Origin of the sequence: Terrabacter sp. Soil810 (assembly GCF_001429645.1) — a bacterium.
GTDB lineage: Bacteria > Actinomycetota > Actinomycetes > Actinomycetales > Dermatophilaceae > Terrabacter.
Window position 1 is genome coordinate 795,517 of sequence record NZ_LMSW01000001.1, and the last position, 22,473, is coordinate 817,989.

At 70.7% G+C, this 22,473-nt stretch carries 22 protein-coding genes and 1 tRNA gene; 9 read left to right on the top strand and 14 right to left on the bottom strand.

The window, feature by feature from the left end; all coding sequences use genetic code 11:
* Positions 1-11 precede the first annotated feature (11 nt).
* Genes ASG96_RS03610 through ASG96_RS03635 form a run of 6 tightly spaced genes read right to left on the bottom strand, consistent with a single transcriptional unit; the run spans position 12 to position 6,054 of the window.
* The gene (locus tag ASG96_RS03610; RefSeq protein WP_056760387.1) at positions 12-842 is read right to left on the bottom strand and encodes a DUF72 domain-containing protein; all 831 of its coding nucleotides are present in this window, start codon (positions 840-842) and stop codon (positions 12-14) included.
* Between the two features lie 40 nt (positions 843-882).
* Positions 883-1,962 carry a sulfite oxidase gene (locus tag ASG96_RS03615; protein WP_082588910.1) on the bottom strand — a complete coding sequence of 360 codons (1,080 nt, stop codon included), beginning with the start codon at positions 1,960-1,962 and terminating at the stop codon, positions 883-885.
* 45 nt (positions 1,963-2,007) lie between these two features.
* Positions 2,008-2,871, bottom strand: a complete 864-nt coding sequence (locus ASG96_RS03620; RefSeq protein ID WP_057586618.1) for an enoyl-CoA hydratase/isomerase family protein — start codon at positions 2,869-2,871, stop codon at positions 2,008-2,010.
* 27 nt (positions 2,872-2,898) lie between these two features.
* A complete protein-coding gene (locus tag ASG96_RS03625; RefSeq protein ID WP_200962643.1) occupies positions 2,899-4,350 on the bottom strand; it encodes a Dyp-type peroxidase in 1,452 nt (483 codons plus the stop codon).
* Positions 4,351-4,358: 8 nt separating this feature from the next.
* A complete protein-coding gene (locus ASG96_RS03630) occupies positions 4,359-5,489 on the bottom strand; it encodes a DUF4331 family protein (protein ID WP_056760397.1) in 1,131 nt (376 codons plus the stop codon).
* Positions 5,490-5,517: 28 nt separating this feature from the next.
* The gene (locus tag ASG96_RS03635) at positions 5,518-6,054 is read right to left on the bottom strand and encodes a hypothetical protein (RefSeq protein ID WP_235509045.1); all 537 of its coding nucleotides are present in this window, start codon (positions 6,052-6,054) and stop codon (positions 5,518-5,520) included.
* Positions 6,055-6,412: 358 nt separating this feature from the next.
* Between ASG96_RS03635 and ASG96_RS03640 the strand changes: the two genes are divergently transcribed.
* From ASG96_RS03640 to ASG96_RS03650, 3 genes are all read left to right on the top strand, one after another.
* Complete coding sequence (locus ASG96_RS03640; RefSeq protein WP_056760403.1) at positions 6,413-6,817, top strand: SHOCT domain-containing protein; 405 nt, start codon at positions 6,413-6,415, stop codon at positions 6,815-6,817.
* A 187-nt stretch (positions 6,818-7,004) separates the two neighbouring features.
* On the top strand, positions 7,005-8,054 hold the full coding sequence (locus ASG96_RS03645; RefSeq protein ID WP_235509046.1) for a peptidoglycan-binding protein: 1,050 nt from the start codon (positions 7,005-7,007) through the stop codon (positions 8,052-8,054).
* Between the two features lie 143 nt (positions 8,055-8,197).
* Positions 8,198-8,270: transfer RNA gene (locus ASG96_RS03650), tRNA-Ala, on the top strand.
* Between the two features lie 121 nt (positions 8,271-8,391).
* Here the strand turns inward: ASG96_RS03650 and ASG96_RS03655 are convergent.
* From ASG96_RS03655 to ASG96_RS03660, 3 genes are all read right to left on the bottom strand, one after another.
* On the bottom strand, positions 8,392-8,766 hold the full coding sequence (locus ASG96_RS03655) for a hypothetical protein (RefSeq protein WP_235509047.1): 375 nt from the start codon (positions 8,764-8,766) through the stop codon (positions 8,392-8,394).
* A 121-nt stretch (positions 8,767-8,887) separates the two neighbouring features.
* Positions 8,888-9,292, bottom strand: a complete 405-nt coding sequence (locus ASG96_RS22510; protein WP_082591588.1) for an NUDIX domain-containing protein — start codon at positions 9,290-9,292, stop codon at positions 8,888-8,890.
* A 608-nt stretch (positions 9,293-9,900) separates the two neighbouring features.
* Positions 9,901-10,371: a DUF1801 domain-containing protein gene (locus ASG96_RS03660; RefSeq protein ID WP_057586627.1), complete on the bottom strand. Its 471-nt coding sequence runs from the start codon at positions 10,369-10,371 to the stop codon at positions 9,901-9,903.
* A 617-nt stretch (positions 10,372-10,988) separates the two neighbouring features.
* Between ASG96_RS03660 and ASG96_RS03665 the strand changes: the two genes are divergently transcribed.
* From ASG96_RS03665 to ASG96_RS03675, 3 genes are all read left to right on the top strand, one after another.
* Entirely contained in the window at positions 10,989-11,192 is a 204-nt protein-coding gene (locus ASG96_RS03665; RefSeq protein WP_057586629.1) for a hypothetical protein, read from the top strand.
* A gap of 201 nt (positions 11,193-11,393) precedes the next feature.
* Positions 11,394-11,819 carry a hypothetical protein gene (locus ASG96_RS03670; protein WP_056760430.1) on the top strand — a complete coding sequence of 142 codons (426 nt, stop codon included), beginning with the start codon at positions 11,394-11,396 and terminating at the stop codon, positions 11,817-11,819.
* Between the two features lie 36 nt (positions 11,820-11,855).
* On the top strand, positions 11,856-12,509 hold the full coding sequence (locus ASG96_RS03675; RefSeq protein WP_057586631.1) for a vWA domain-containing protein: 654 nt from the start codon (positions 11,856-11,858) through the stop codon (positions 12,507-12,509).
* A gap of 483 nt (positions 12,510-12,992) precedes the next feature.
* Here ASG96_RS03675 and ASG96_RS03680 read toward each other — a convergent pair whose 3' ends face one another.
* Both ASG96_RS03680 and ASG96_RS03685 read right to left on the bottom strand, forming a co-directional pair.
* Positions 12,993-14,588, bottom strand: a complete 1,596-nt coding sequence (locus ASG96_RS03680) for a dolichyl-phosphate-mannose--protein mannosyltransferase (protein WP_057586633.1) — start codon at positions 14,586-14,588, stop codon at positions 12,993-12,995.
* A 67-nt stretch (positions 14,589-14,655) separates the two neighbouring features.
* Positions 14,656-15,531 carry a CPBP family intramembrane glutamic endopeptidase gene (locus ASG96_RS03685; RefSeq protein ID WP_082591590.1) on the bottom strand — a complete coding sequence of 292 codons (876 nt, stop codon included), beginning with the start codon at positions 15,529-15,531 and terminating at the stop codon, positions 14,656-14,658.
* A 67-nt stretch (positions 15,532-15,598) separates the two neighbouring features.
* Here ASG96_RS03685 and ASG96_RS03690 point away from each other — a divergent pair, with 67 nt between their 5' ends.
* Both ASG96_RS03690 and ASG96_RS03695 read left to right on the top strand, forming a co-directional pair.
* On the top strand, positions 15,599-16,336 hold the full coding sequence (locus ASG96_RS03690; RefSeq protein WP_056760439.1) for a dienelactone hydrolase family protein: 738 nt from the start codon (positions 15,599-15,601) through the stop codon (positions 16,334-16,336).
* A 59-nt stretch (positions 16,337-16,395) separates the two neighbouring features.
* Positions 16,396-16,776, top strand: a complete 381-nt coding sequence (locus ASG96_RS03695) for a hypothetical protein (protein ID WP_057586636.1) — start codon at positions 16,396-16,398, stop codon at positions 16,774-16,776.
* Positions 16,777-17,147: 371 nt separating this feature from the next.
* Here ASG96_RS03695 and ASG96_RS03700 read toward each other — a convergent pair whose 3' ends face one another.
* Together ASG96_RS03700 and ASG96_RS03705 are read right to left on the bottom strand one after the other, a co-directional pair.
* Positions 17,148-17,756, bottom strand: a complete 609-nt coding sequence (locus ASG96_RS03700; protein WP_056760443.1) for a DinB family protein — start codon at positions 17,754-17,756, stop codon at positions 17,148-17,150.
* A gap of 14 nt (positions 17,757-17,770) precedes the next feature.
* Complete coding sequence (locus ASG96_RS03705) at positions 17,771-18,346, bottom strand: DinB family protein (RefSeq protein WP_157610615.1); 576 nt, start codon at positions 18,344-18,346, stop codon at positions 17,771-17,773.
* A 61-nt stretch (positions 18,347-18,407) separates the two neighbouring features.
* Here ASG96_RS03705 and ASG96_RS03710 point away from each other — a divergent pair, with 61 nt between their 5' ends.
* The gene (locus tag ASG96_RS03710) at positions 18,408-19,388 is read left to right on the top strand and encodes a YafY family protein (protein ID WP_057586638.1); all 981 of its coding nucleotides are present in this window, start codon (positions 18,408-18,410) and stop codon (positions 19,386-19,388) included.
* Between the two features lie 121 nt (positions 19,389-19,509).
* On the opposite strand, the gene ppc is transcribed toward ASG96_RS03710, so the two are convergent.
* Complete coding sequence (ppc, locus tag ASG96_RS03715; protein WP_057586640.1) at positions 19,510-22,347, bottom strand: phosphoenolpyruvate carboxylase; 2,838 nt, start codon at positions 22,345-22,347, stop codon at positions 19,510-19,512.
* Between the last annotated feature and the right edge of the window lie 126 nt (positions 22,348-22,473).

Sequence of the window (22,473 nt, forward strand, 5' to 3'; positions counted from 1 at the left end):
CGTCTCCCGGTTCAGGCGACCGTGGACAGCCCGAGCCGCCGGACGAGGCGCACGGCGTCGTGCGGCGCGTGACCCCTCGCGTCGTTGTCGAAGTAGACGTGGACGTCGTGGCCCTCGTCGAGCCAGTCCCGGCACGTGCCGGCCCACCGGTCGAGCGAGGCGTCGGTGTAGCCACTCGCGTAGAGCTCGCTCTCGCCGTGCAGCCGCACGTAACGGAAGTCGCTCGTCGCGTCGCGCATCACCGGCCAGCGGCCGGCACTGTCGGCGACGACGAGCGCCACGCCGTGCTCTGCACAGAGCGCGCGGGCCTCGTCGGACTCGAAGCTCTCGTGGCGCGGCTCGAGGGCGTGGCGCACGGGTGCCTCGACGTCGCACGTCGTCAGCACCCGGTCGTCGGCGAGCTTGTCGTCGTGGCCGGCAGCGAGCCGGGCGGCGTCGCTCGTCGAGCGTGGGAGCAGCTCGAAGAACCGGGCCAGGCGCTCCCGGTCGAAGGCCAGACGTTCCGGGAGCTGCCAGAGGACCGGTCCGAGCTGGGCGCCGAGCGCGAGGACCCCGCTCGCGAAGAAGTTCGCGAGCGGGGTCTCGACGTCGCGGAGGGACTTCAGGTGGGTGATGAACCGTCCACCCTTGACGGCGAGCACGACGTCGGCTGGCACGGCTGCCCGCCACGCGGCATACGAGCTCGGACGCTGGAGGGAGTAGAAGGAGCCGTTCACCTCGATCGACGTCATCCGCTCGGCGGCATACGTCAGCTCGAGCCGCTGGGGGAGGCCCTTCGGGTAGAAGTCGCCGCGCCACGACGGGTAGCGCCACCCGGAGACGCCGATCCTTGCGTGGGGCATGCCTGTCCCTTACCCACGCGGGGTCCGCGAGCGCCCGAGGTCAACGGACGTCGACGTACGACACCTCGACGGCGTTGTTCCCGTATCCGAGCCGGTTCCACGGCGGGACGTCCGGCTGCTCGTTGCCGGCCGCGTCGGTCGCCCTGGCGCGGATGCTGTACCGCCCGGGCAGGTCGACCTCCCACTCGTAGGCCCAGTTCTGCCACTGGTGAGGCCCCTTGGGAGCCTCGACCACGGCCGGGCTCCAGGTGCCCTCCCCGGTGAAGCTCAGGTCGACGTTCGTCACCGGGCCCGTGCCCGACCAGGCCTTCCCGCGGATCACGTGGGTGCCCGGTGTGAGGACGGCCCCCGGCGCCGGGTCGGTGATCCGGGCCCGCACGCGCATCGTCGTCACCCGCTCGTGGGGACGGTCCGGCCACTCGTAGACGTAGTGCCCGGTCTGGAACTCGCCCTCGAACGGCTCCGTCACGACGTCGATCCGCTTGAGCCACTTCACCGAGGCGACGGCGAACCAGCCTGGCACGACGATCCGGAAGGGCGCCCCATGGTCGGGACCGAGGGGGCGTCCGTTCATCTCGTAGGCGATGAGGATCTCGGCCGCCGGGTCGAGAGCGTGCTCGAGGGTCAGCGAACGGACGAACGTCAGGTCGGACTTCACGGTCTGGGCGAGCACCGGGTTGAGGAGGTAGGAGCCGCTGTCGGCGCCCTCGAACCGGACCTCCACGCCGTCAGCGGCGGGCTGCGCCCGCTCGAGCACGTCACGCAGCCAGGTGCCCGTCCACACGGCGGTGGAGACCGCGTACGCCCCCCACGGCTCCCCGGCGGGTAGTGGTCTCGTCTCGAGCCTGCCGTTTCCCGCACACTCGAGCGTGACGGCCCGCTCGACGGACGGCATGGCGCGCAGGTCGTCCAGGGTGAGCGTCGTGGGCGAGCCCACGGCCCCACCGATCTCCAGCGTGCCGTCATGCTCCGGCAGCGCGAAGTTGCTGCGCACGTAGTGCTGCTCCGTCGGGGTGGTGTCGCCGGTCAGCCCTTCGGGTGGCGCCTCGGCGTTGAACGGCAGGTGATGGATCATCGTCAGCGCCGAACGGGCTCGTCGGAGACTGTCTTCAGCCAGCATGGTGGGCTCCTCGTCGATCAGGGGTGTTGATCACGGTGTGTTCGGTCAGTAGTCCGAGTCCTGGAAGTGGGGGTCCCGGTTCTCGTTGAAGGCGCCGATCCCCTCGACCCGGTCGGGGTGCACGGCGGAGCGCCAGTGGGCCTCCATCATGATCGCGATGGCCTGCTCGATCGGCTGTCCCTCGCCCAGGTGAACAGCACGCTTGACCGCCTGGACGGCGGTGGGCGAGTTGCTCGCGATCTTCTCCGCGATGGTCCGGGCGGCGGCCATGAGCTCCGCCGGCGGGTGCACCTCGTTGACCATCCCGATCCGGTGGGCCTCGTGCGCGGTGATCGGGTCTCCGGTCATCAGCATCTGCAGCGCCCGCCCCCGTGGCAGCAGACGCGGGAGGAGCGCGGGCGAGCCGCCTCCGGCCGAGAGCCCGATCATGGCCTCGGGCTGCCCGAAGGTCGCGTTCTCCGACGCGATGATGAAGTCCGTGCTCTGGGCGATCTCGGACCCGCCGCCGTACGCGATCCCGTTGACCACGGCGAAGATCGGCTTGCGGACCTGTCGGAGCGTGTAGAGGGTGCGGTCGAAGTCCTGCCGCTGCCGCAGCCACTGCTCCTTCGTCATGCTCTTGCGCTGGCGCAGGTCGCTGCCGACGGAGAAGGCGCGCTCACCGGCGCCGGTGATCATGGCGACGCGGATGGAGGGCCGGACGGCGATCGTCTCGAGCACCTCGGTCAGGCGTGCGCCCATCTCGGTCGTGATGGCGTTGTCGGCGAGCGGCCGGTTCAGGGTGATCACCGCGATGGTGTCCCCGGCCTCGTAGTCGACCAGCACGGAGGGCTCGGCCCCGTCCTCGTCGGGGGGAGGCGGCGCGAAGTCAAGGGCCTTCCAGCGGTCGGTGCCGGTCGTGTCGGACATGCGCTCTCCTCGGGTGGGTGCTCGGCTTCAGGTGAGTTCGGCCAGCCAGCGCAGCGCTCGCAGTCCCGGGGCGAAGCAGTACTCGCCACCCCGGGTGACCACGAAGGGCGGCACGTCCGGCAACCTGCGACGGATGGGGTGCTGCGGGATGGTGAAGGCGCCGGATCCGTCGGTCGCCCCGACGAGGGGGTCCTTCTCGGCAGGCGCGCCGATGAAGATCCCGTCGTTGAGCCACTGCGTCTTCACGAACTCGAACTGGCGCTTGAGGTGTGCCCCCGCGAAGACGAAGATGATGCCCCGGTCCTCCCCGTCGTCCTCGAGGACACCCTCGGGCAGCATCGGACCGTAGCTCGTTCCCCGGCGGATCATGCGGTGGAGGCGCACGTCGACGCTCATCTCGTGGTCGAGGGAGTCCCTCGGGTTCGCGCGTCGGGCATGGGCTCCGGCGGGGCACTTGAAGCCGCGCAGGTCGGAGGTGTAGCCGAAGTCGTTGTTGCGTCCGGGGTCGCTGCCGAGCTCGGGGTCGTCCTCGTCGGGGGAGAGGACCAGCGGCGCGCCGCTCTGCCAGCGCCCGACCATCTTGGCCCCCAGCAGGGCCTCCTCCTCACGCGTCCTCGCCTTGTCGCGCAGGTACTGGCGGTACGCGGCAACGCGGGTGTGCAGCTTCCTGAAGACGATGTACGTGCCGTTGCGCCCGAGGACCTCTGGGGTCGGCATGGGGGCCAGGCCGCCGGTCTCGTCCGGGTAGCCGAGGATGAACTCGCCTGCCTTGATGGGCGGCTCCCCGCGTCTCGTGGTCGGCGTTCCCACCCCTTCCACCGCTGGCTGCCCGATCCCGTCCTTGAAGCCGAACGACGTGCGTCCGGTGGGGAGCTGGTAGCAGTCCTGGCGCCAGATGACCTCGACGCCGGGGATCTCCTCCTGCGCGCGGCGGGCCCGGGCGACCACCGACTCGAGGTCGGCGGCATCGGGGGCGAGCGCGGCCAGGGCGATGTGCACGTCGCGGGTGCCCAGCGGCTTCTCCCAGTGCTCGGGGCTGCTCGCGCCCACGTCACCGAGCTCGGCTGCGCGGGCCGCCATCCCTTGTCGGAACTCGGGGGCGAAGCTGTCCAGCGACTCCTGCGGGACACCGAGCACCGTGAGACCTTCGTAGGTGAAGGCCACGGTCAACCAGGCGCCGGACCGCGGTTCGGTGGAGGCGGGGCCCGGCTCGAGGAGCGGGAGCAGCCGCCGGATGAGCTCCCTCCCGTCGGCGGGCTCATGGATCTGGAGGAGCAGGTAGGTGCCGACGTAGGGCGAGGGCCGCTCGTAGAGAGCGCCGCCCTGGATGTCGTCGATCTCGAGGGGCCCGGTGGGCTCGATGGGCTCGATGGGCTCGGTGGGCTCGGTGGGCTCGGTGGGCTCGGTGGGCTCGGTGGCCCCGGTGGCCCCGGTGGTCCGGGAGGGGCTCTGGGGTGAGGCCGGCGTCGGCGAGTTCACGGCTCGACCTAGATGTGGGCCGGCGGCACGGGTGGCTCCGGGTTCGGGTCGGCCAGGTACGGAAACGAGGTCGAGGCAGGCCTGCTCGCCGCATCGACGCCGTCGCTGATGACCGGACCGAGGCCGGCGTTGACGAGCAGGCTGAAGATGGTGTCCATCACGTCGTCGTTGAGGGCACGCCCACCACACGTCCGGTGCGACTCCCCGTTCATGAGCGCCCGCTCGATCTCGAAGAACGAGCCCTGCTCCGCATACGACTTGCTGACGTCGACGACGAGGAAGTCGTCGAGCATCACCCCGCGAAGGGCATGCGCTCCGCTCTCGTCGACCGACCAGTCCGCCGTGCCGTCGAGGCCGTCCCAGAAGGCGAGGTTGGCGTCCAGTCGAGCCCGGTAGGCGCCCTTGTACCCCTCGGCGAGGTGGAACCCGTCCTCCATGTTGTAGAGGTCGCGGATCTCGAGGTCGCGGTTCACCTGGTCGAACTGCTTCGGGGCGAGCATGAGGTTCTTGACCTCGGGTCGGCCGACCCGTTCGATGCGGACGTTCAGCCTGCCGCGGGTGAGGGTCTCCGCGATCACCCCCACCAGGGCGGCATCCGCGCCCAGGAGGGTCGCCACGTCGAGCTCGACCACGATGCTGAGCACGTTCTTGCCGTCCAGGAAGATGGTGCCGGACTCCGCGAAGCTGAGCTCTCCGGTGGAGATGGTCTTCAACGCGGCCGGGGCGTCCATGAAGAACGGATCCCAGCGCACTCCGGCGAAGACGCGCAGCGGGTCGGTGGAGCCGCCGCTCCGCTCGCCGGCGCGGAACGACTGGCTGACGCCCTCGGAGGTGCGGACCACCCCGTCCTGCGCGTGCGGATCGTCCGCGTCCGGCTCGTCGAAGACGACGTCGACGGTGACCTCGCGCTCGGAGATGTCGAACAGTCTCGGGCCGGCGCCGTCGCGTGCGGCGAGCTGCCGCAGGCGGAACCGGTAGATGAGTCCGTCCGAGAACCGATCGTCGGGCTGGGCGAACGGCAGCGTGTTCATGACGAGCACCAGCCGTCCGGGCCGCTGCGGGCTCGGGAAGGCGTACACGTCGGTGATGTCGGCGATGGGCTCGGCCAGCGCGCGCGGGCCGGAGATGTGGTCGGACATGCATACGCTCCCGAGGTAGGGCTGTCGACTAGTCCGCGGCCACGTCGAGCAGCGGTCGCAGCGCTGGATGCTGCAAGGCGTCGGCGGCCGCGGGATCGTCGAGGACCTCCTGGAAGGCGTCGTTCACCGTGATGGCCTTGCGGATCTCCTTCACCGTGCCGCCGTAGTTTCGGGCGTAGCCACCGGCGGTCTGTTGCGCGCTCAGGATGAAGTCCTTGACCGCCTGCAACGACGGGAGGCCCTCGTAGCCGACGACGTGCTGGAAGATCGAGTCGAAGAGCTTGAGCGGCTTCGCGGCGAAGTCCTCCATGTACGCGTCCCAGGGGCCGTCGAAGCTCGTGGCGAAGAGAAGCCGCGTGTCGTCGTCGAAGGGGACGAAGCGTGCCTCGTGGATGGAGGCGATCGGCATCTCGTAGTCACCGGGCCGGTAGCCGGGCGCGTCCTGCAGGTCCCGGAGGGCCTGGTGCAGGGCCTCGCCGTGTCCAGGCTTGACGTGGAAGAACAAGCTGAACTCGCTGGTGGACCCGACCCTGACGCCCGGCCGGGAACCTGCCTCGGAACCCATCATTGGTGCCCTGTCTCTCGTACGGCGTGTGTCGGATGTCGCGCTGCCCCGAGCGGACTGTGTCATTCGGTCCACTCGCCGCTCGGGGCCCCACGAGAGCCCTCCCACCGCTCCCACGGTCACTGTTGGACTCGTGGCGAACATCACCCCCGCAGGATGAAAGACCACGCGAGCGGCGCTCCCGGAGGCCTTGCCGGCGGGGGCGGGAGGTCGTGGAGGCGGACGGCGGCCGGCCACGCCGGCCAAAGTGCGGTCGGAGGGTTCACCCTCCGCGGCTGAGGCTGCACCCGGACGCCGAGGGCAGGCTGTGCACCACGAGGCAGGTATTCGCCACGATCACCGCTATGAGGGGACTGTCATGGACAACATCACCAACAACTTCTGGGACGTCCTGCTGTGGAGCTTCTGGTTCTTCATCTGGATCGCCGCGATCACCGTCTGGTTCCGGTGCATCTTCGACCTGTTCCGCGACCGTGAGCTGAGCGGGTGGGGCAAGGCCGGCTGGGCCGTCCTGCTCATCCTCGTTCCCTGGCTCGGCGCCCTGATCTACCTCATCGCCCGCGGTCGGAGCATGACCGAGCGGCAGATGACGGAGATGGCGCAGATGAAGGCCCAGCAGGACGAGTACATCCGCCAGGCGGCGGCCGGCTCGCAGACGTCGGAGAGTCCGGCAGCCCAGATCGCCAGCGCCAAGGCCCTGCTCGACTCCGGGACCCTCACGCAGGACGAGTTCGATGCGCTGAAGGCCAAGGCGCTCGCCTGACGGGGGGTGTGCCGACATGTCACCGCTGACCCGCCCGGCTGACGCCGTCCACCGCGACGACGTCGCCGGGGGGCCACCCGGAGCAGGCCGCCGAGCGATGGCCCGCCTCGGGGGGTGCGTCGTGGTGGGGGCGCTTGCCCTGGGTGCCTGCAGCAACGAGACCGCAGTGCCCGATGCACGAGTGTCCGTGAAGCAGCAGGCACTCGCGCAGGCCCGGACCGACGCCGCGGCCGCCGCTGCGCACTTCTGCACGACGGCGGCCGACTACGTCACGGCGGTCGACCGCTACGGGGACGTCCTGACCGCGACCGCCCCCACGGTGGGGGACGTCCAGACGGCCGGAACCGACCTCGAGCAGCCTCGCGCGGACGCGACCGCAGCCGCGCAGGCAGCGGTCGACACCCAGGCCGCGGTGGTGACGGCCGAGAAGGAGCTGGCGGCCGCGCAGGCAGCCGCGGCGGCGGCGAACACCACTGCCGCCGGTTCGTCGAGCGCCACGAGCCCGACGCCGAGCCCGAGCCCGGCCCCCACCGTGCCACCGGCCACCGTGACCCGGGTCAAGCAGGCCGAGACCGAGTTCACGGCGGCTCAGCAGGGCATCTCCGCCCAGACGCCCCTGCGCCAGGCCGCCCAGCAGTTCAACGCTGCCGCGGTGGCCCTGGAGATGTCGTGGCTAGCGCTGTTCGCGGACGCCGGCTGCCTCACCGACGAGGCGGAGAAGTCCGCCCAGAAGGCGGTGCACGACTACACGGCGGCGCTGCAGCAGTCCCTCAGCGACACCGGCTACTTCTCCGGCAAGGTCGACGGCGTCTACGGCCCGTCGACGGTCGATGCCGTGCAGGCGCTGCAGAAGGCGCACGGGCTGCCGGTCACCGGCACCGTCGACAAGGCGACGCAGGAGGCGCTCCAGTCGGACCTGCAGGCGAAGGGCGGCGCAGCGGCCCAGGAGGAGCTCGCGTCGACCGCCGCCGTGCAGCAGACCCTCAAGCTCGCCGGCTTCTGGGACGGCCCCGTCGACGGCCGGTGGACACCCGCCCTGACGGAGGCGCTCAAGGAGTTCCAGACCGAGCTCGACGTCCCTGCCACCGGGACGGTGGACGCCGCGACGATCGCCGCGCTCGAGAAGGCGATCGCCGAGGCCGGCAAGCCGACGCCCTCACCGACCCCCTCGCGGTCAGCCACGTCGACAGCGCCGGAGCCGTCTGCGTCGACACCGAAGGCGTCGACGCAGACGTAGCCGCCGCGGCCGCTGGGAGCCGGGGACCGCGCCCAGTCGTGGTGCTTTCCCGGCGCCGGGAGCCGACGATCCACCACGATCTGCGGGGGCGCGGGTCGATTGGGTATGCCGGTCGGCGTGGTGTTATCGTTCCTTCGCACCTTGGGGCTGTGGCGCAGTTGGTAGCGCGTCTCGTTCGCAATGAGAAGGTCAGGGGTTCGAATCCCCTCAGCTCCACAACACGAAGAAGGACCGGACACGCTTTTCGTCTGGTCCTTCTTCGCGTTTCTGAACGTGCAGGGCGCGGAGAACTGCCGACCGGTGCAGCTGTGACCCACGATCGGTCGTCAGGAGCAGGTCATCGGACCTTCCTGACGCGCATGTCCCGGACCATGGGCCGCACGCGGTTGGCGAGCGGGCCGGCGCGAGGACCTGCCCTCGTCGACATGACCGCCTCGCCCTCGGATTTGTGACCGGCGGACCAGCCGGCCGGCGTCGGGACGTCAACGACGTCGGCCACCCGCAGCAAGCGAGCCTCCGCCCACCGCAGCAAGCGAGCCTCCGCCCACCGCAGCCCCGTCCACGCCAGGACGATGAGAAGGTCGGCGAGCCGGGCGCCGCCGCGTGCCACTGTCGCTTGGACCGCCTCCAGCTCTGCCTCGCTGACGGGGTCCATCTCGTCCGTCTCGTCTGACTGCCGCAGGACGCGTCCGCTGGTGACCGGGTTGATCACGATGAGCTTCTCGCGCGCGCCCCCGCTGAGGAGACGACAGGCTGCCGCCGGGAGACGAAGAACCACGCCGAGTGTCCGAGCGAGAACCTTTCACCGCATGCCGATGACAGTGCGTTGTACTTCAGCGCCGGTGACTCCGTATCGCAGCAACCAAGGCGGCGCGCACAGGAACGTGCACGGGGGGAGGCATGTCGTCGATGTCGAACCATCGGATGTCGTCGTGTTCGTCGGGAGCGACATTCGCCGGCGTCCCCTCCCAGTCGGACACTAGCCAAGCGCTGAGGCGGGCCTGCCCTTCCGCCGGTCCCGCGGTCAGCCGGCACAGATGAGACGCCGAGCCAGTCGCTATGTGCACGCCGAGCTCTTCGCGCAGTTCCCGCCTCAGCGCGTCAAGTTCTGACTCGCCGGGCTCCACCACACCACCGGGCAACTCCCAAACGGCTGGGTACGCACGCTTGTTCTGACTCCGATACGCGAGCAGGACTCGACGTTCACGAACCAGCGCGCCGACAACGACCTCAATCATGTGCCCATGAGAGCAGGAACATCCGACATGCGAACGTCCGCTCCTGCTGCGGTGAGGACGGGACGTCCGACCATCAGCGTGAGGTGTTTAGCGTCAAGGGCTGGGCGGGTGCCGGTGTCTCGCCATCGGTCCCTGCATGGCTAATCGAGTTCGTGCTCGGCAGCGTGTGATCGGGTTGTGTCGACGACGCGACGGGGCTTCCTGTGATGACCGACGAGATACCGCGAGCGGTTCTCAATGCCGCAGAGAAGGCTCACCTCGGCCCAGCTCGTGAGCGTCGTTCCTCCATCCCCGGGTCCGGGTGCAGGAAAGCGCGGATTCCTTTATGCCGCAGTGGTTGCGGAGATCGCCTTCCACGAGGTGGTGCCGGGGCGGCGATGGTCGGGTCCCATGCCCGCTGTTGGGTGACGACGGCGTACAGCTGCCGCAGGATCGCTCCGGCGACCGCGGTCTGGGCTTGGGTCGGGGTGACCCGGCTGGTGAGGTGGCGGTAGCGGGCGGCGTACACCCGGTTGGTCTGTAGACATCCCCCCACGAGGACCTGCTGAGGGGGCGAATCGGGGCGCGAGGGACCGAGCCCGAGGTTGACGACGGTGCGAGCAGTCAGCTCAGTTCAGGACGGCCTTCTCGACGAGCTTCGCGATGGTCTTCGCGCTGTCGTCGGTCACGTCTTCCAAGGCGTAGGAGGTTGGCCAGAGCCCGCCCTCTTCATCGAGTTTGGCTTGGACGCTGAATCCCAGTGTCGAATAGCGTGCCTTGTCCACCAGGCCGCTCTTGAAGAAGACAATGACCTTTCCCCCGGCGTTCGCCCAGCCCGGCTGACCGTAGTAGAGCTTCGGCAGCAGTTCTGGGGCGGCCTCGGTCACGATCGCGTGAACACGTTCAGCCGTGGAGCGGTCGGGCTGCGGCATTTCGGCGATCTTCGCCTCAAAAGCCGCCGCATCGGCTGCCGCCTTTTCCTCAGCGGTGGCGCGGCGGACCTCGGCCTTCAACTCCGCCGCGCGGGCCCTCATCGCGGTTCGCTCCTCCTCAGAGAATCGCCCTTCCTGATTCTTCTTAGCGTTCGCCGCGCCGCTCATTCCTTGGCCGTCCCCTCGTCCGACTTGGTTGCTGACGACGGTAGACCACCTCAGCGTGCGAGCGAAGAGTGCAGAAGCGTCTACGACCACCCGAAGAGTGATCCAGTCTGCTGGCCTCCCATCCTCAGCTGGCGCGTTGAAGACGGGACGCCCGGTCATGGCACCCCTTTAGGTCAAGACATGTTGGGGGCTGGGTTCTACGCTGGGTGGTGGCGGGTCCGGGAAGTGGCTTGTCCGAAGAGCCGGTGTGGGGTTGTGAGCCGGTCGCGCTGGAGTCAGAGTCGTTGCCCCGGTGCCCTCCCGGGCCCGTCACCTCACCTGTCACCTCACTCGAGTGGAGGGCGAGGTCGCGTCGGGTCCCGCCGGTGTCCAAGGCCTGCCGCCGGCTCAACAGGCTACGGTCGTGGCGGCCTATGCCGACACGCTTCAGTACGTGTTCGCCTCCGCCATCCCCGTCGCGGTGCTGGCCTTCGTGGTCGCCTTGTTCCTGAAGCAGGTCGCGATGCGGGGGCTGACTCAGCCAGGGGCTTCCGAGATCGGACCGGCCTTCGCGATCCCGAACCGGCGCTCGGCGCAGGAGCAGCTCGAGGGCCAGGTTGTGCGGCGCGGACAGTCGGGTGGAGCTGACAGACCAGGGCCGCGAGCAGTTCCGCGCGTTCGTGCGAGAGCTCTGGCAGTGGCTGGTCGTCGAGGTGGAGCTCGCCAACGGTGGGCCGCTCGACGAGCAGGGCCGCGAGGATCTGCGCACCATCGCCCGACGTCAGATGCTCTCCGACGACCCCGTCACCGAACCGAAGGAGCTTGCGCAGGCCGGCGCCTAGCTGTCGGCACTCTCTCTCGGCCCCTATGTACAGGGGCAGCAGCAACCGTTGGCAGCCAACGTCGAGAACCTCGGCGGCCTGCGGCATCTGTTTCTCCGCGAGGACGCCCCGACGAGGCGGATGACGGCGGGATGACTCGGCCGGCCCGTCGGATCGGCTCAACTCTTGCGGTGCCGCAGTTACTGCGCCTACGATCAATGGATGAACGACGACGCACTGCGCCCCCTGCCGGCCGAGACGGAGCAGGCCCTGCGCACCGCGGTCGACGCCGCGCGCGAGGCGCTCGACCGTGCCGACGCCTCCCGCCCCCTCGACGCGCTGCCGCTTCTGCGAGCCGCCCAGGAGCACCTGACATCCGCTGTCGACGAAGCGATGGCGGCGGTCCTCGTGGCCGAGGGCGGCACGATCCGGACCGCCGGCGCCCTGGCCGGGCTGTCGGAGAACGCCGTCGGGCCGCGCCTGGCCCGCACCAGCCTGCTCGGCGCCTACGGCTCCGAGGCCGGACGCGTCACCGCCGCCGGCGTCGAGCGTGCCCGCTACGACCTCGAGGAAGGACGCCACCGGCCCGCGTCCGAGGCGTCGGATCGCCCGCTGCGCTTCCGCGCCCGCCGTCGCAGCAGCACCTGAGGATCACCAGCCCAGCCCGACCACGGAGGAGACGCCATGACGAACCCGAACCTCACGCACCTCTACTTCCTGCTCGACCGCAGCGGGTCGATGCAGTCGATCAGGGACGACACCGAGGGCGGCTTCGACGCGTTCATCGCCGAGCAGCGCAGCCAGCCCGGCGACTGCCGGGTCACCCTGGCGCAGTTCGACGACCAGTACGAGGAGGTCTACCAGGACGTACCCGTGGCCGACGTGCCGCTGCTGTCCCTGTCACCACGCGGGTCCACCGCGTTGCTCGACTCCATCGGGCGCCTCCTCGGCGAGGCCGGAACCCGCCTCGCCGCCCTGCCCGAGCACGAGCGGCCAGGCGTCGTCATCGTCGGCATCATGACCGACGGCCACGAGAACTCCTCGCACGAGCTCACCCACGCCCAGGTCAAGGCGCTCATCGAGCGGCAGACCTCCGAGTACGCGTGGCAGTTCCTCTACATGGGCGCCGACCAGGACGCCATCGAGGTCGGGTCGAGCATCGGCGTCGCCGCCGCCAACTCGATGACCTACGGCCGCGGCCGGGTCGCCGCTGCCATGGCCGCCACCTCGCGCAACATCGGGCTGACCCGCTCGGCCGTCGCCGCGGGCGCCTCCGCCAAGGATGCGGCCGTACACCTCGCCTTCGACGACGAGCAGCGTCGAGCCGCCACCGAGTGACGCGTCACGGGCCATCACCGGGAGGCACGTCAAGCCTGATCGCCCTCCTCGCGGTCCAGCTGCCTTCGTACGACGCCCACATCGTCGTATTGAGGACGGGACGCCCGGAGCATGCCGCGAAGAGCTAGAAGGACGGGGTCGAGGTCCCGTCAGCGAATGACTCCAACTCGCCGGCGAACAACTCGAGGAAGCCCGCGAAGGAGGGCGCGATGTGCCGTACCTGGCCGTCCTTGGCCACTCCCAGACCTCCCTCGCTCTCTTGAGACCCGCCGCCTGAACGTCCGGAACTGGCTCACCTCTGTGTCAAGAGGCCGATGCGCGAGCCTTTGGGGCCGCGGCTTTTCGGGGTGGCGGGGTCGGGCGTACGTTCGGTGTTGCCCGTCCGGGAAGCGGCTGTCGGAAGGGTGGATGTGCGGGTACAGGTCGACCGCGCTGGATCGAGGAGTCGCCCCGCAGTGCCCTCCCGGCCGCGTGTCGGCTGGCTCAGACCCAGCTGGGGAACCACATCCGGGCCTGCCACTCCGACAGCGGGATGACGTCGGCGACGTAGATCGGGTGGAAGAACGCGAAGAGCCCGATCGTGAGGAGGACGAACGCACCCATGACGCCGTAGCCGATGCGGCGGCGGGTCAACGACGACTCCCGGCCTCCGACGATGAGGCCGAGGACGTAGACGCACGCCAGCACCACCCACGGGACGAAGGCGACCTCGTAGAAGGAGTAGATGGTGCGGTTGCCGAGGAAGAACCACGGCAGGTAGCCGGCGAAGAGGCCGCAGAGGATCGCGCCGGCCCGCCAGTCGCGGCGCAGGGCCCACATGAAGAGCAGCACGAAGACCGCGAGCGCCGCGCCCCACCAGATGGAGACGGTGCCGATCGAAGTGATCGCCTTGCTGCACTGGTCGACGAGGCACCCGTCGGCGCCCTTCTTGGGTCCCTCGTAGAAGAACGACGTCGGCCGCCCCTGGATGAGCCAGGACCACGGGTTGGTCTGGTAGGGGTGCGAGGAGGTGATCGCCTGCGTCGAGGCGTACATCTGCTGGTGGTAGGCCCAGAGCGAGCGCCACCATTCGGGCAGCCAGCCGTAGTCGGTGTCGGGGTTGTTCTGGGCCCACGTGCGGAACGAGCCGCCCTTGGTGAGGATCCAGCCGGTCCAGCTCGCCACGTAGGTGACGACAGCGGTGACGACGAGCTGCGCGAACGCATACGGCCCGTCCTTGGCGACGCCGCCGGCGCCCCAGCCGCACACGCCGGCGGCGCGGCGCGCGCCGACGTCCCAGAGGACCGTGAGCACCCCGAAGAAGACGAGGAAGTAGAGCCCCGACCACTTCACGCCGGCCGAGAGGCCCAGCATGATGCCGGCGACCCAGCGCCAGGGCCGCCAGCCGAGCCACGGCCCCAGCCACGACGTCGCGGCGCGGGCGCGGTCACCGACCTTGCGGGCGAGCACCTCGCGGGCTTGGTCGCGGTCGATGAGGAGGGCACCGAACGCGGCGAGCCCGAAGAACATGACGAAGATGTCGAGCAGCCCGGTGCGCGAGTGGACGAAGTGGTGGCCCTCGAAGGCGAGCAGCGCGGCCGCCACGGTGCCGAGGAGGTCGGACCGGAAGAGCCGGCGCGCGATCCGCCCGAGCATGAAGATCGAGATCGTCCCGGCGAGGGCGACGGCGAAGCGCCAGCCGAAGGAGTTGAGGATGCCGAAGGGCGTCTCGCCCCAACCGATGAGCCACTTGCCGACGGGCGGGTGGACGACGAAGTCGCCCTCGGTGCCGTAGACCATCGGGTCGTTGGCGGTGAAGTGCTGGTCGACCTGGTTGGCCTGTTGAAGCACGTCGTCGTTCTTCATCTCGAACCAGTAGAGGACCATCGACCAGCCCTGCTTGACGTAATACGTCTCGTCGAAGACCAGCTGGTGCGGGGCGCCCACGTGCCAGAAGCGCATGACGCCGCCGACGAGCATGAAGAAGAGGGGCCCGGCCCAGCCGAGCCACGCGATGCGGCCGGCGGTGCGGCGGGTCAGTCGGAAGTCGTCGGCCGGGTCCCCGAGCAGGCGAGCGCGCACCTGTCTGGCCGAGTTCATGGGCGACATCGTATGCAGTGTGGCTGGGTGGGGTGTGCAGCCCGCCGGAGGAGGCGCGCACGGAAGGTCAGATCGAAACTCCGCGTGCCCGCAGCACCGAGTAGCCGACGAAGGCCACCGTGTCGAGGAGCGCGTGGCAGACGACGAGCGGCATGACGCGCCGGGTGCGCACGAAGACCAGCCCGAGGACGAGGCCCATGACGATGTTGCCGGCGAATCCGCCGAAGCCCTGGTAGAGGTGGTAACTCCCGCGGATCAGGGCCGAGAGCCCGATGACGAGCGGCCACGACCACCCCGTCTGGCGCCACCGGGTGAAGAGGTAGCCGACCATGATGACCTCCTCGAGGAGGGCGTTCTCGACGGCCGCCAGGACGAGCACCGGCGCCGACCACCACACGGGCTCGAGGTTCGCGGCCGACACCTGGGTGTTGATGCCGATGGCCTTGGCGAGGAAGTAGAACGCCAGCCCGGGGATGCCGATGACGGCGGCGAGACCGAGCCCGCGCAGCAGGTCGCGCCCCGGCTCCCGGCGGTCGAGGCCGACGAAGTGGCCGGCCCGCACGTCGACGGCGGGCCGGCGGATGTGGTTGAGCAGGTAGAGGGCGAGGGCGACGGCGACGAGGGGCAGCACGATGCCGGCGAGCTGGTAGGCGAGGTCGAGCCAGGGCCGCCCCGGGGTCGCCGACTGGTTCATCGCCGTGGTCTGCTGCGACAGCGGGACGGGGCGGGTCAGCTTCTCGATGATGCTGAGCACGGCGTAGACGGCCGACGACCCGAGACTCACACCGAGGACGAGGACCGTCTCCCAGCACAGGCCGCGGCGCGCAGCCGGGTCGGTGACGGGTGACGGGTCCCGTGGCGAGGGCCGGGACAGGAACCGCGCGAGGGGGCCGCCGCTCTTTGCGGGAGCCTGGGTCGGGGCCGCGCCGGCGTCGCTCGACATGGCGTCACTGTAGCCGCGCGGCCGACTCCACCCACGGGGAGCGCCGGGCCGCCGTAGGGTCCTGTGCATGTCGTTGCTGACGGGCTGGTCCCGCGGGTCGTTCGCCGAGGACGGTTTCGCCTACCCCGTCTACGAGCGTGGCGTGGGACCGGGGATCGTCGTCGTGCACGAGAGCCCGGGCCTGACCCCTGAGGTCATCGAGCTGGGTGACGAGCTCGTCGAGGACGGCTTCACCGTGACGATGCCGCACCTGTTCGGCTCGTCGCACGCACCGCCGCGCACGTGGGAGGCGATGCGAGTCGTGCCGCGTCTCTGCGTCACCCGCGAGTTCACGATGTTCGCGACCGGCCGCACCGCGCCGCTCGCCGGGTGGCTGCGTGCGCTTGCGCGGGACCTGCACGTCCGCGCGGGCGGTCCGGGGGTGGGCGCGATCGGGATGTGCGTGACCGGCGGGTTCGCGCTCGCCATGATGGTCGACCCCGTCGTGGTCGCACCGGTCGTCGCCCAGCCGGCGACACCCCTGCCGCTGGGCCGTCGGCGGGCGGCAGACATCAACCTGGATGCCTCGGACCTCGAGGCGGTGCGACGCCGTGTCGCGCAGGGATGCCCGGTGCTCGGCGTCCGATACCGCGGTGACTGGGCCACGGGGACGCGGTTCGAGACGTTGCGTCGTGAGCTCGGCGACGGCTTCATCGCGGTGGAGCTCGACGGCCACGACCACGCGACCCTCACGGACCACAAGCACCCGGAGGCCGTCGCCGCCGTCCGAGAGTTCTTCCGGGAGCGGCTTCTTCCGCCGGACTGAGCCGAGTCGCGGACGAAACTCTTTGGCGCACAAGGCGGGCGGCGGCATACGGTCTCGGCATGTCCTCCTCGCTGCGCCCTGTCCTCCGGACCCGTCTGACCACGGCGATGCGCGAGCGTGACCGCGCGGCCGTCAGCGCGCTCCGCAGCGCGGTGGCCGCGATCGAGAACGCCGAGGCCGTGCCCGTCCATGACGGGCCGACCCCGACCGCGTCGGCTGACGTGGCCGGAGCGGCCGTCGGGCTCGGCGCGACGGAGGCGCAGCGGCGCCTGCTGGGCGAGGACGCCGAGCGCTCGCTCGTCCTCGCCGAGGTGCAGTCGCTCGTCGAGGCGGAGGCCGCGTATGCCGCTGCGGGAGACCGTGATCGGGCGCAGTCGGCGGCGGTCGGGATCGCCGTTCTCACGGCCGTTCTCGACGAGGTGGGTGACGACTCCCACTGACTGCCGTTCTCCACAGGGCCGGTGCACAAGCTGTGCACCCTCGGCTCGGTCGTGTGGAGAAGGGGCCCACTTCTGTGGACGACACGCCGCCCGCCTGTGGACCGTCGAAGAGTTTTGCGAAAGCCCTTGCGGACCTCGCCGGAGGGGGATAGAAATCTCTCACGCCCTCCCCTCGGGGAGAGCGGGACAACTCGGAGACGAGGGTCCACACGGTGGGGCGACCCACTGCGGCAGCCGGGTGACGAGGCGGCCGGGACCGGAGACGACGAGGAGTCGATCGGGAGCGTCACCATCGACCGGTCACCCAGAAGGGCCCTTGAGACTCATACTCCCAAGGGCCCTTCGCCTTTGTCCTGCAACGGCGCTCGCGTTCAGGCGCTCGTGGTGGCCGCCGGGCGCCACGGCTTGAGCCACGGCGTCTCGGGCCATCCCTCTCGCGCGGCCACGAGCTCGTACATCGTCGCGCCGTCGATCGACTCGCGGATGATGTCGGCGTGCCCGGCATGGCGTGCGAGCTCCTCGACGAGGTGCATCGCGACCCAGCGCACCGACCAGGCATCGACGTCCTTCGGGAACCACGGGGCGTCGCGCGGCACGGGTACTGCGGCGCCGAGGTCGGCACACCGCAGGACGTCGCGGGTGACGTCACCCTGCGACGCCAGCGCGGCGAGGAGCGACTCGAGGGTGTCGCCGCCGGTGACGCGGAAGTCGTCACCCCAGGCGGTCGCCTGCTCCTCGACTGAGCGGTCGGGCGGCGCCGGCGCGTCCGGCGCCGCGGCCATCCGCTCCGTCCACCCGCGCTCGCAGGTGGTGACGTGCTTGACGAGCCCGCCGATGCTCAGGGTGCCGGCAGTCGGTGCGATCCGGATCTGCTCCTCGGTGAGGCCGTGGGAGACGGAGACGAAGGCGTCGCGCTGCTGGTCGAGGTAGGCGATGAGACTCTCGCGCTCGTCGGCGACGGGTGGGACGTTTGCGGCCATGGCTGCTCCTGCCCTCAGTCGTTGCGGTGGGCGTAGAGGTCACGGAGCAGGGCGATCTCGGCCCCGTGGTGGATGAGCTCCCGGTTGATGTGCAGCACGAGCTCGACCCGCGGGTGCTCGGCCCACGGGCCCTCGCTCGGGCCGCACGGTTCGGCGAGGGCCTCCTCGTCCCAGCCCCGGGCGCCGGCGGTCCACGCCGCGAAGGCCGCGTCGACCTGGGCCAGCGCCTCGTCGGCCGTGCCGGCGTAGTCGAAGGTGAGGTAGTCGACGTCGGGTCCGCCGAAGTGGCTGTGCACGCGGGCGCCCAGCACCCCGACGATGACGTGGGCGAGCCGCCACGCGATCGTCGTCATGGGCGCGGGGACGGGCTCCGGATGGGCGAAGTCGATCGTCAGCTCGCCGCTGCCGCCCTGGATCTCGGTCGCTCCCTGGCCGCGGGGGTGGACGTTCCAGGCCCCTGGGGTGGGCTCCCAGAGGTACTCGTCGTCGGTGAGGCCCTCGAAGCGCGGGCGCAGCTGGTTGGTCCAGTGCCGCGCGGCCTGGTCGACGAGGGCGGAGGTCCAGTCGATGGAGGTCTGTGTCGTGGTCATGGCTCGAGCCTCGCAGCCATATAGGACAGATTCTGTCCGCAGAGGCTGTCATGCTGGCATCATGTCCACGACGTCCGACGGCGGCACCGGCACGACGGCCCGCGTGCTCCGGCTGCTCGACCTGCTCCAGAGCCGACCCGTCTGGAGCGGCACCGAGCTCGCCGACCGGCTCGGCGTCACGACGCGCAGCGTGCGCCGCGACGTCGAGCGCCTGCGCGACCTCGGCTACCCCGTCAACGCCGCCCACGGAGCCGGAGGGGGCTACCAGCTCGGCGCCGGCCGCCGGCTGCCACCGCTCCTGCTCGACGACACGGAGGCGGTCGCCGTCGCCGTGTGCCTCCGACTCGCGGCCGGGGGCACGGTCGAGGGGCTGGGGGAGGCCGCGGTGCGGACGCTCGCCAAGCTCGACCAGGTGCTGCCGGGTCGGCTCCGCGCACAGGTCGAAGCCATCCACGAGGCCACCGTCACGCTCGACAGCGGGGCGGCGACCGTCGACGCCGCCACCCTCCTGCTGCTCGCCCGCGCCTGCCGTGAGACCGAGCGCGTCACCTTCGCGTATGCCGGCCCGCGCGGTTCGGGGGAACGCCAGGTCGAGCCCTACCGCCTCGTCGCCACCGGACGCCGGTGGTATCTCCTCGCCTACGACCTCGACCGCGAGGACTGGCGCACGTTCCGGCTCGACCGCATGGCCGACGCCGGGGCTCGCGGGTGGCGCTTCACCCCGCGCGAGGCGCCCGACGCGGCCGCGTACGTGCAGCGCTCGATCAGCCGCGGCGCCTATGACCACGTCGCGCGGGTGCGCATCGAGGCACCGAAGTCCTTGGTGGAGAAGCAGATTCCGCCATCGGTCGGCACCGTGACGTCCGACGGCCCCGACCGCTGCATCTTCGAGGCCGGTGGCAACCACCTGGGCGCCATGGCCATGCACATCGGTGCCCTGCCGTGGGAGATGACCGTGCTCGAGCCGCCCGAGCTGCGCGAGACCATGCGCGAGCAGGCCGCCCGGATGCTCCGCGCCGCCGGCGACCCGACCACCGGCTGACACCGGAACCGCGCCGTGGCGCAGTTCCAGTCGTCATCGGGCCCCGAAGCGGGGCCGCAACGGCGCCGCAACGGCGCCGCAACGGCGCCGTGGCGCCGTTGCAACCGCACGGCATACGTGGTCAGCCGGTGTTGCGCAGCCCCGCGGCGATGCCGTTGATCGTCAGCAGCAGCGCCCGCTGCACGTCGGCGTCCGGCTCGGCGTCGTCGGGCACGGCCCGCGACCGCGCGAGCAGCGAGGTCTGCAGTGCGTGCAGCGGCGCGAGATAGCTGTCACGCAGGTCGAGCGTGCGACGCAGGACGGGCGCCGACTCGAGCAGCTCCTTCTGGCCGGTGACGCGGAGCACCTCCTCGACGGTGCGGGCATGCTCCTCACGGATCGTGTCGAAGACCCCGGCCACGTCGTCGGGCACCAGCGCCCGCACGTAGCCCGCTGCGATGTCGAGTTCCGACTTCGCGAGCGTCATCTGGACGTTGGAGAGGAACGTGCGGAAGAAGGCCCACGAGCCGTACATCTCGCGCAGCGTCTTCTCCCGGCCGTCCTCCCGCGCGGCGGCGAGGCCGGAGCCGACGCCGAACCAGCCCGGCAGGATGATCCGCGACTGGGTCCAGCCGAAGACCCAGGGGATGGCCCGGAGGTCGTCGAGACCGCCTTCGCCGCCGGGTCGCTTGGAGGGCCGCGAGCCGATGTTCATCTTGCCCAGCTCGTCGACGGGCGTCGCCGACACGAAGAAGGGCACCAGCCCTGGGTCGCGCACCAGGGTGCGGTAGGCGTCCTGTCCGCGGCCGGCGACGAGGTCCATGGTGCCGTTCCAGCCGTCGAGGAGGTCCTGCGGCAGCAGTGACCTCCGGTGCAGGACGGAGGCCTCGAGCACCGCGGCCAGCGCGACCTCGAGGTTGAAGCGCGCGAGTCCCGGCAGCGTGTACTTGTCGCTGATGACCTCGCCCTGCTCGGTGATCTTGATCGGACCGTCGAGGCTGCCGTACGGCTGGGAGAGGATCGCCTCGCCGGTTGGGCCGCCGCCGCGTCCGACCGAACCGCCTCGTCCGTGGAAGAGCCGCAGGACGACGCCGTGCTGGCGTGCCACGTCCCGCAGCGCGCGCTGCGCCCGGTGGATCTGCCACTGGGACGCCGCGATTCCCGCGTCCTTCGAGGAGTCCGAGTAGCCGAGCATGATCTCCTGCACGTCGCCGCGGGCCGCGACGACGCGGCGGTACGACGGGTCGGAGAGCAGAGCGTCGAGCAGCGGTCCGGCGGCCTCGAGCTCGGCGACGGTCTCGAAGAGCGGGGCGAAGCCGATGCGGGCGGTGGCGGGCGTCGTGTCGGTGCCGGTGTCGACGAGCCCCGCCTCGCGGGCCAGGACGACGACGGCGAAGAGGTCGTCGACGTCGTGGGTCATCGACACGATGTAGGTCTCGACCGTTTCCGGGCCGTAGGTGTCTAGCGCGCGCCCGATGGCGGTCATAAGCGACAGTGAGGCCGACGCGGAGTCACCGACGTCGTGGACGCCGACGCCGGTGAGCGGCCGGCGCGAGGCCATCTCCCGCGAGAGCAGCTCGATGCGTGCCGCGTGGTCGAGCTCGTCGTAGGGGGTGTCGAGTCCGCCGATGCGGTCGTAGAGCTCGGCGAGGGCGGCGTGGTGCTTGGCGCTGTGCTCCCGCACGTCGAGCGTCGCGAGGCCGGTGCCGGTGGCGACCGCGGTGCGGATGAGCCGCAGGATGGCCCCGTCCGCCGTGAGCGTGTCCCCGGCCGCGAGCATCGACTCGCGCATGAGCACGAGGTCGTCGAGCAGCTCGTCGAAACCGGTGTAGTCGCGTCCGGGCTCGTGCGGGGTGCCGTGGGTGAGCCGGTCACGGGTGCGCAGGAGGCGGACCCGCACGAAGCTGAGCTTGAGCCGGTAGGGCTCCTCGGCGTTGAGCCGGCGCACGGCGGCGTAGGTCACCGGCAGGGCCTGCGCGTCCCGCTCGAGGCTCTCGCGCATCGCGTCGGTGACGTCGACGAAGCGTGTCGACGACGACAGCTCGTGGAGCATGTGGTCGAGCTTCTCGACGAGCTCGGCGAGGCCGGCGTCGTGCTGCATGCCGATCACCTCGAGGGTGACCTCGGGGGTGACGTTGGGGTTGCCGTCGCGGTCGCCGCCCGCCCAGGCGCCGAAGCGCAGGGGCCGGGCCGAGGGCGGCAGCTCCACGCCGATGCCTGCGAGCGTCCGGTCGAGCTCGGCGAGCAGGTCGGGCACCACCTGGTCGGCGAGGAAGCGGAGGGTGTGCATGGCGGTGCGGGCCTCGTCGGTGGGCTCGGGCCGGACGATCCGCAGCTCGTCGGTCTGCCACATCATGTCGACGAGCTCGGCCAGCCGTCGCTCGGCCCGCGGACCGTCCGACACGGGTCGGCGGGGGTCCTCGAGCTCATCGACCGTCACGGCGATCCGCCGGAGCAGGTTGAGCACGGTGCGCCGCGTCGCCTCGGTAGGGTGCGCCGTGAAGACGGGGCGGTACTCCAGACGGCCCAGGATGGTCTCCAGCTCGTCCCGCTCGAGGGTGCCGGCCTCGAGGGCGGCACCGATGCGCCCGACGGTCGCGGCCAGCGGCGTCTTCTCGACGGCGCTCAGCTCCTGCCAGCGGTGCAGCTGCTCGGTGACGTTGACGAGCTGGAAGTAGGCGGTGAAGGCGCGGGCCAGGACGACGGCGGTCGGCGCGTCGACGCCCTCGAGCAGCGCACGCAGCTCGTCGTCCTCGGGCTCCCGGGCCAGGCCGCGCACCTTCTCGACGAGCGCGAGCAGGTCGGCGCCCTCGTGGCGTTCGAGCGCCTCGCCGAGCAGCGCGCCCAGCTGTCGCACGGACGCCCGGAGCGCCGCGTGCTGCTGCGCCGACGAGACGCCGGAGGCGAACGTCGCGGCGTTCGGCTCGCGCCGGTCGGCCTCGAGGAGCTGCTCGGTCGTGGCGTGGCCCTGACTGGTCATGGGTCTGTCGTACCGCCTCGAGGTTTCGGAGGCGTTTCGAGTCCACGATGGGGACCGCTCCGTGGACACCGACGTCCACCAGGTGGACGGTTTGTCGCGCCCGTCGTCGGCCTGTGCCGAGACGGT

Coding starts and splice junctions, on each gene's coding strand:
- ASG96_RS03695 (WP_057586636.1), top strand. CDS start 16,396: ATGTCCTCCTCGCTGCGCCCTGTCCTCCGGACCCGTCTGACCACGGCG.
- ASG96_RS03640 (WP_056760403.1), top strand. CDS start 6,413: ATGGACAACATCACCAACAACTTCTGGGACGTCCTGCTGTGGAGCTTC.
- ASG96_RS03610 (WP_056760387.1), bottom strand. CDS start 842: ATGCCCCACGCAAGGATCGGCGTCTCCGGGTGGCGCTACCCGTCGTGG.
- ASG96_RS22510 (WP_082591588.1), bottom strand. CDS start 9,292: ATGATTGAGGTCGTTGTCGGCGCGCTGGTTCGTGAACGTCGAGTCCTG.
- ASG96_RS03690 (WP_056760439.1), top strand. CDS start 15,599: ATGTCGTTGCTGACGGGCTGGTCCCGCGGGTCGTTCGCCGAGGACGGT.
- ASG96_RS03615 (WP_082588910.1), bottom strand. CDS start 1,962: ATGCTGGCTGAAGACAGTCTCCGACGAGCCCGTTCGGCGCTGACGATG.
- ASG96_RS03660 (WP_057586627.1), bottom strand. CDS start 10,371: ATGAGCGGCGCGGCGAACGCTAAGAAGAATCAGGAAGGGCGATTCTCT.
- ASG96_RS03675 (WP_057586631.1), top strand. CDS start 11,856: ATGACGAACCCGAACCTCACGCACCTCTACTTCCTGCTCGACCGCAGC.
- ASG96_RS03710 (WP_057586638.1), top strand. CDS start 18,408: ATGTCCACGACGTCCGACGGCGGCACCGGCACGACGGCCCGCGTGCTC.
- ASG96_RS03620 (WP_057586618.1), bottom strand. CDS start 2,871: ATGTCCGACACGACCGGCACCGACCGCTGGAAGGCCCTTGACTTCGCG.
- ASG96_RS03670 (WP_056760430.1), top strand. CDS start 11,394: ATGAACGACGACGCACTGCGCCCCCTGCCGGCCGAGACGGAGCAGGCC.
- ASG96_RS03700 (WP_056760443.1), bottom strand. CDS start 17,756: ATGGCCGCAAACGTCCCACCCGTCGCCGACGAGCGCGAGAGTCTCATC.
- ASG96_RS03635 (WP_235509045.1), bottom strand. CDS start 6,054: ATGGGTTCCGAGGCAGGTTCCCGGCCGGGCGTCAGGGTCGGGTCCACC.
- ASG96_RS03705 (WP_157610615.1), bottom strand. CDS start 18,346: ATGACCACGACACAGACCTCCATCGACTGGACCTCCGCCCTCGTCGAC.
- ASG96_RS03685 (WP_082591590.1), bottom strand. CDS start 15,531: ATGTCGAGCGACGCCGGCGCGGCCCCGACCCAGGCTCCCGCAAAGAGC.
- ASG96_RS03630 (WP_056760397.1), bottom strand. CDS start 5,489: ATGTCCGACCACATCTCCGGCCCGCGCGCGCTGGCCGAGCCCATCGCC.
- ASG96_RS03680 (WP_057586633.1), bottom strand. CDS start 14,588: ATGAACTCGGCCAGACAGGTGCGCGCTCGCCTGCTCGGGGACCCGGCC.
- ppc (WP_057586640.1), bottom strand. CDS start 22,347: ATGACCAGTCAGGGCCACGCCACGACCGAGCAGCTCCTCGAGGCCGAC.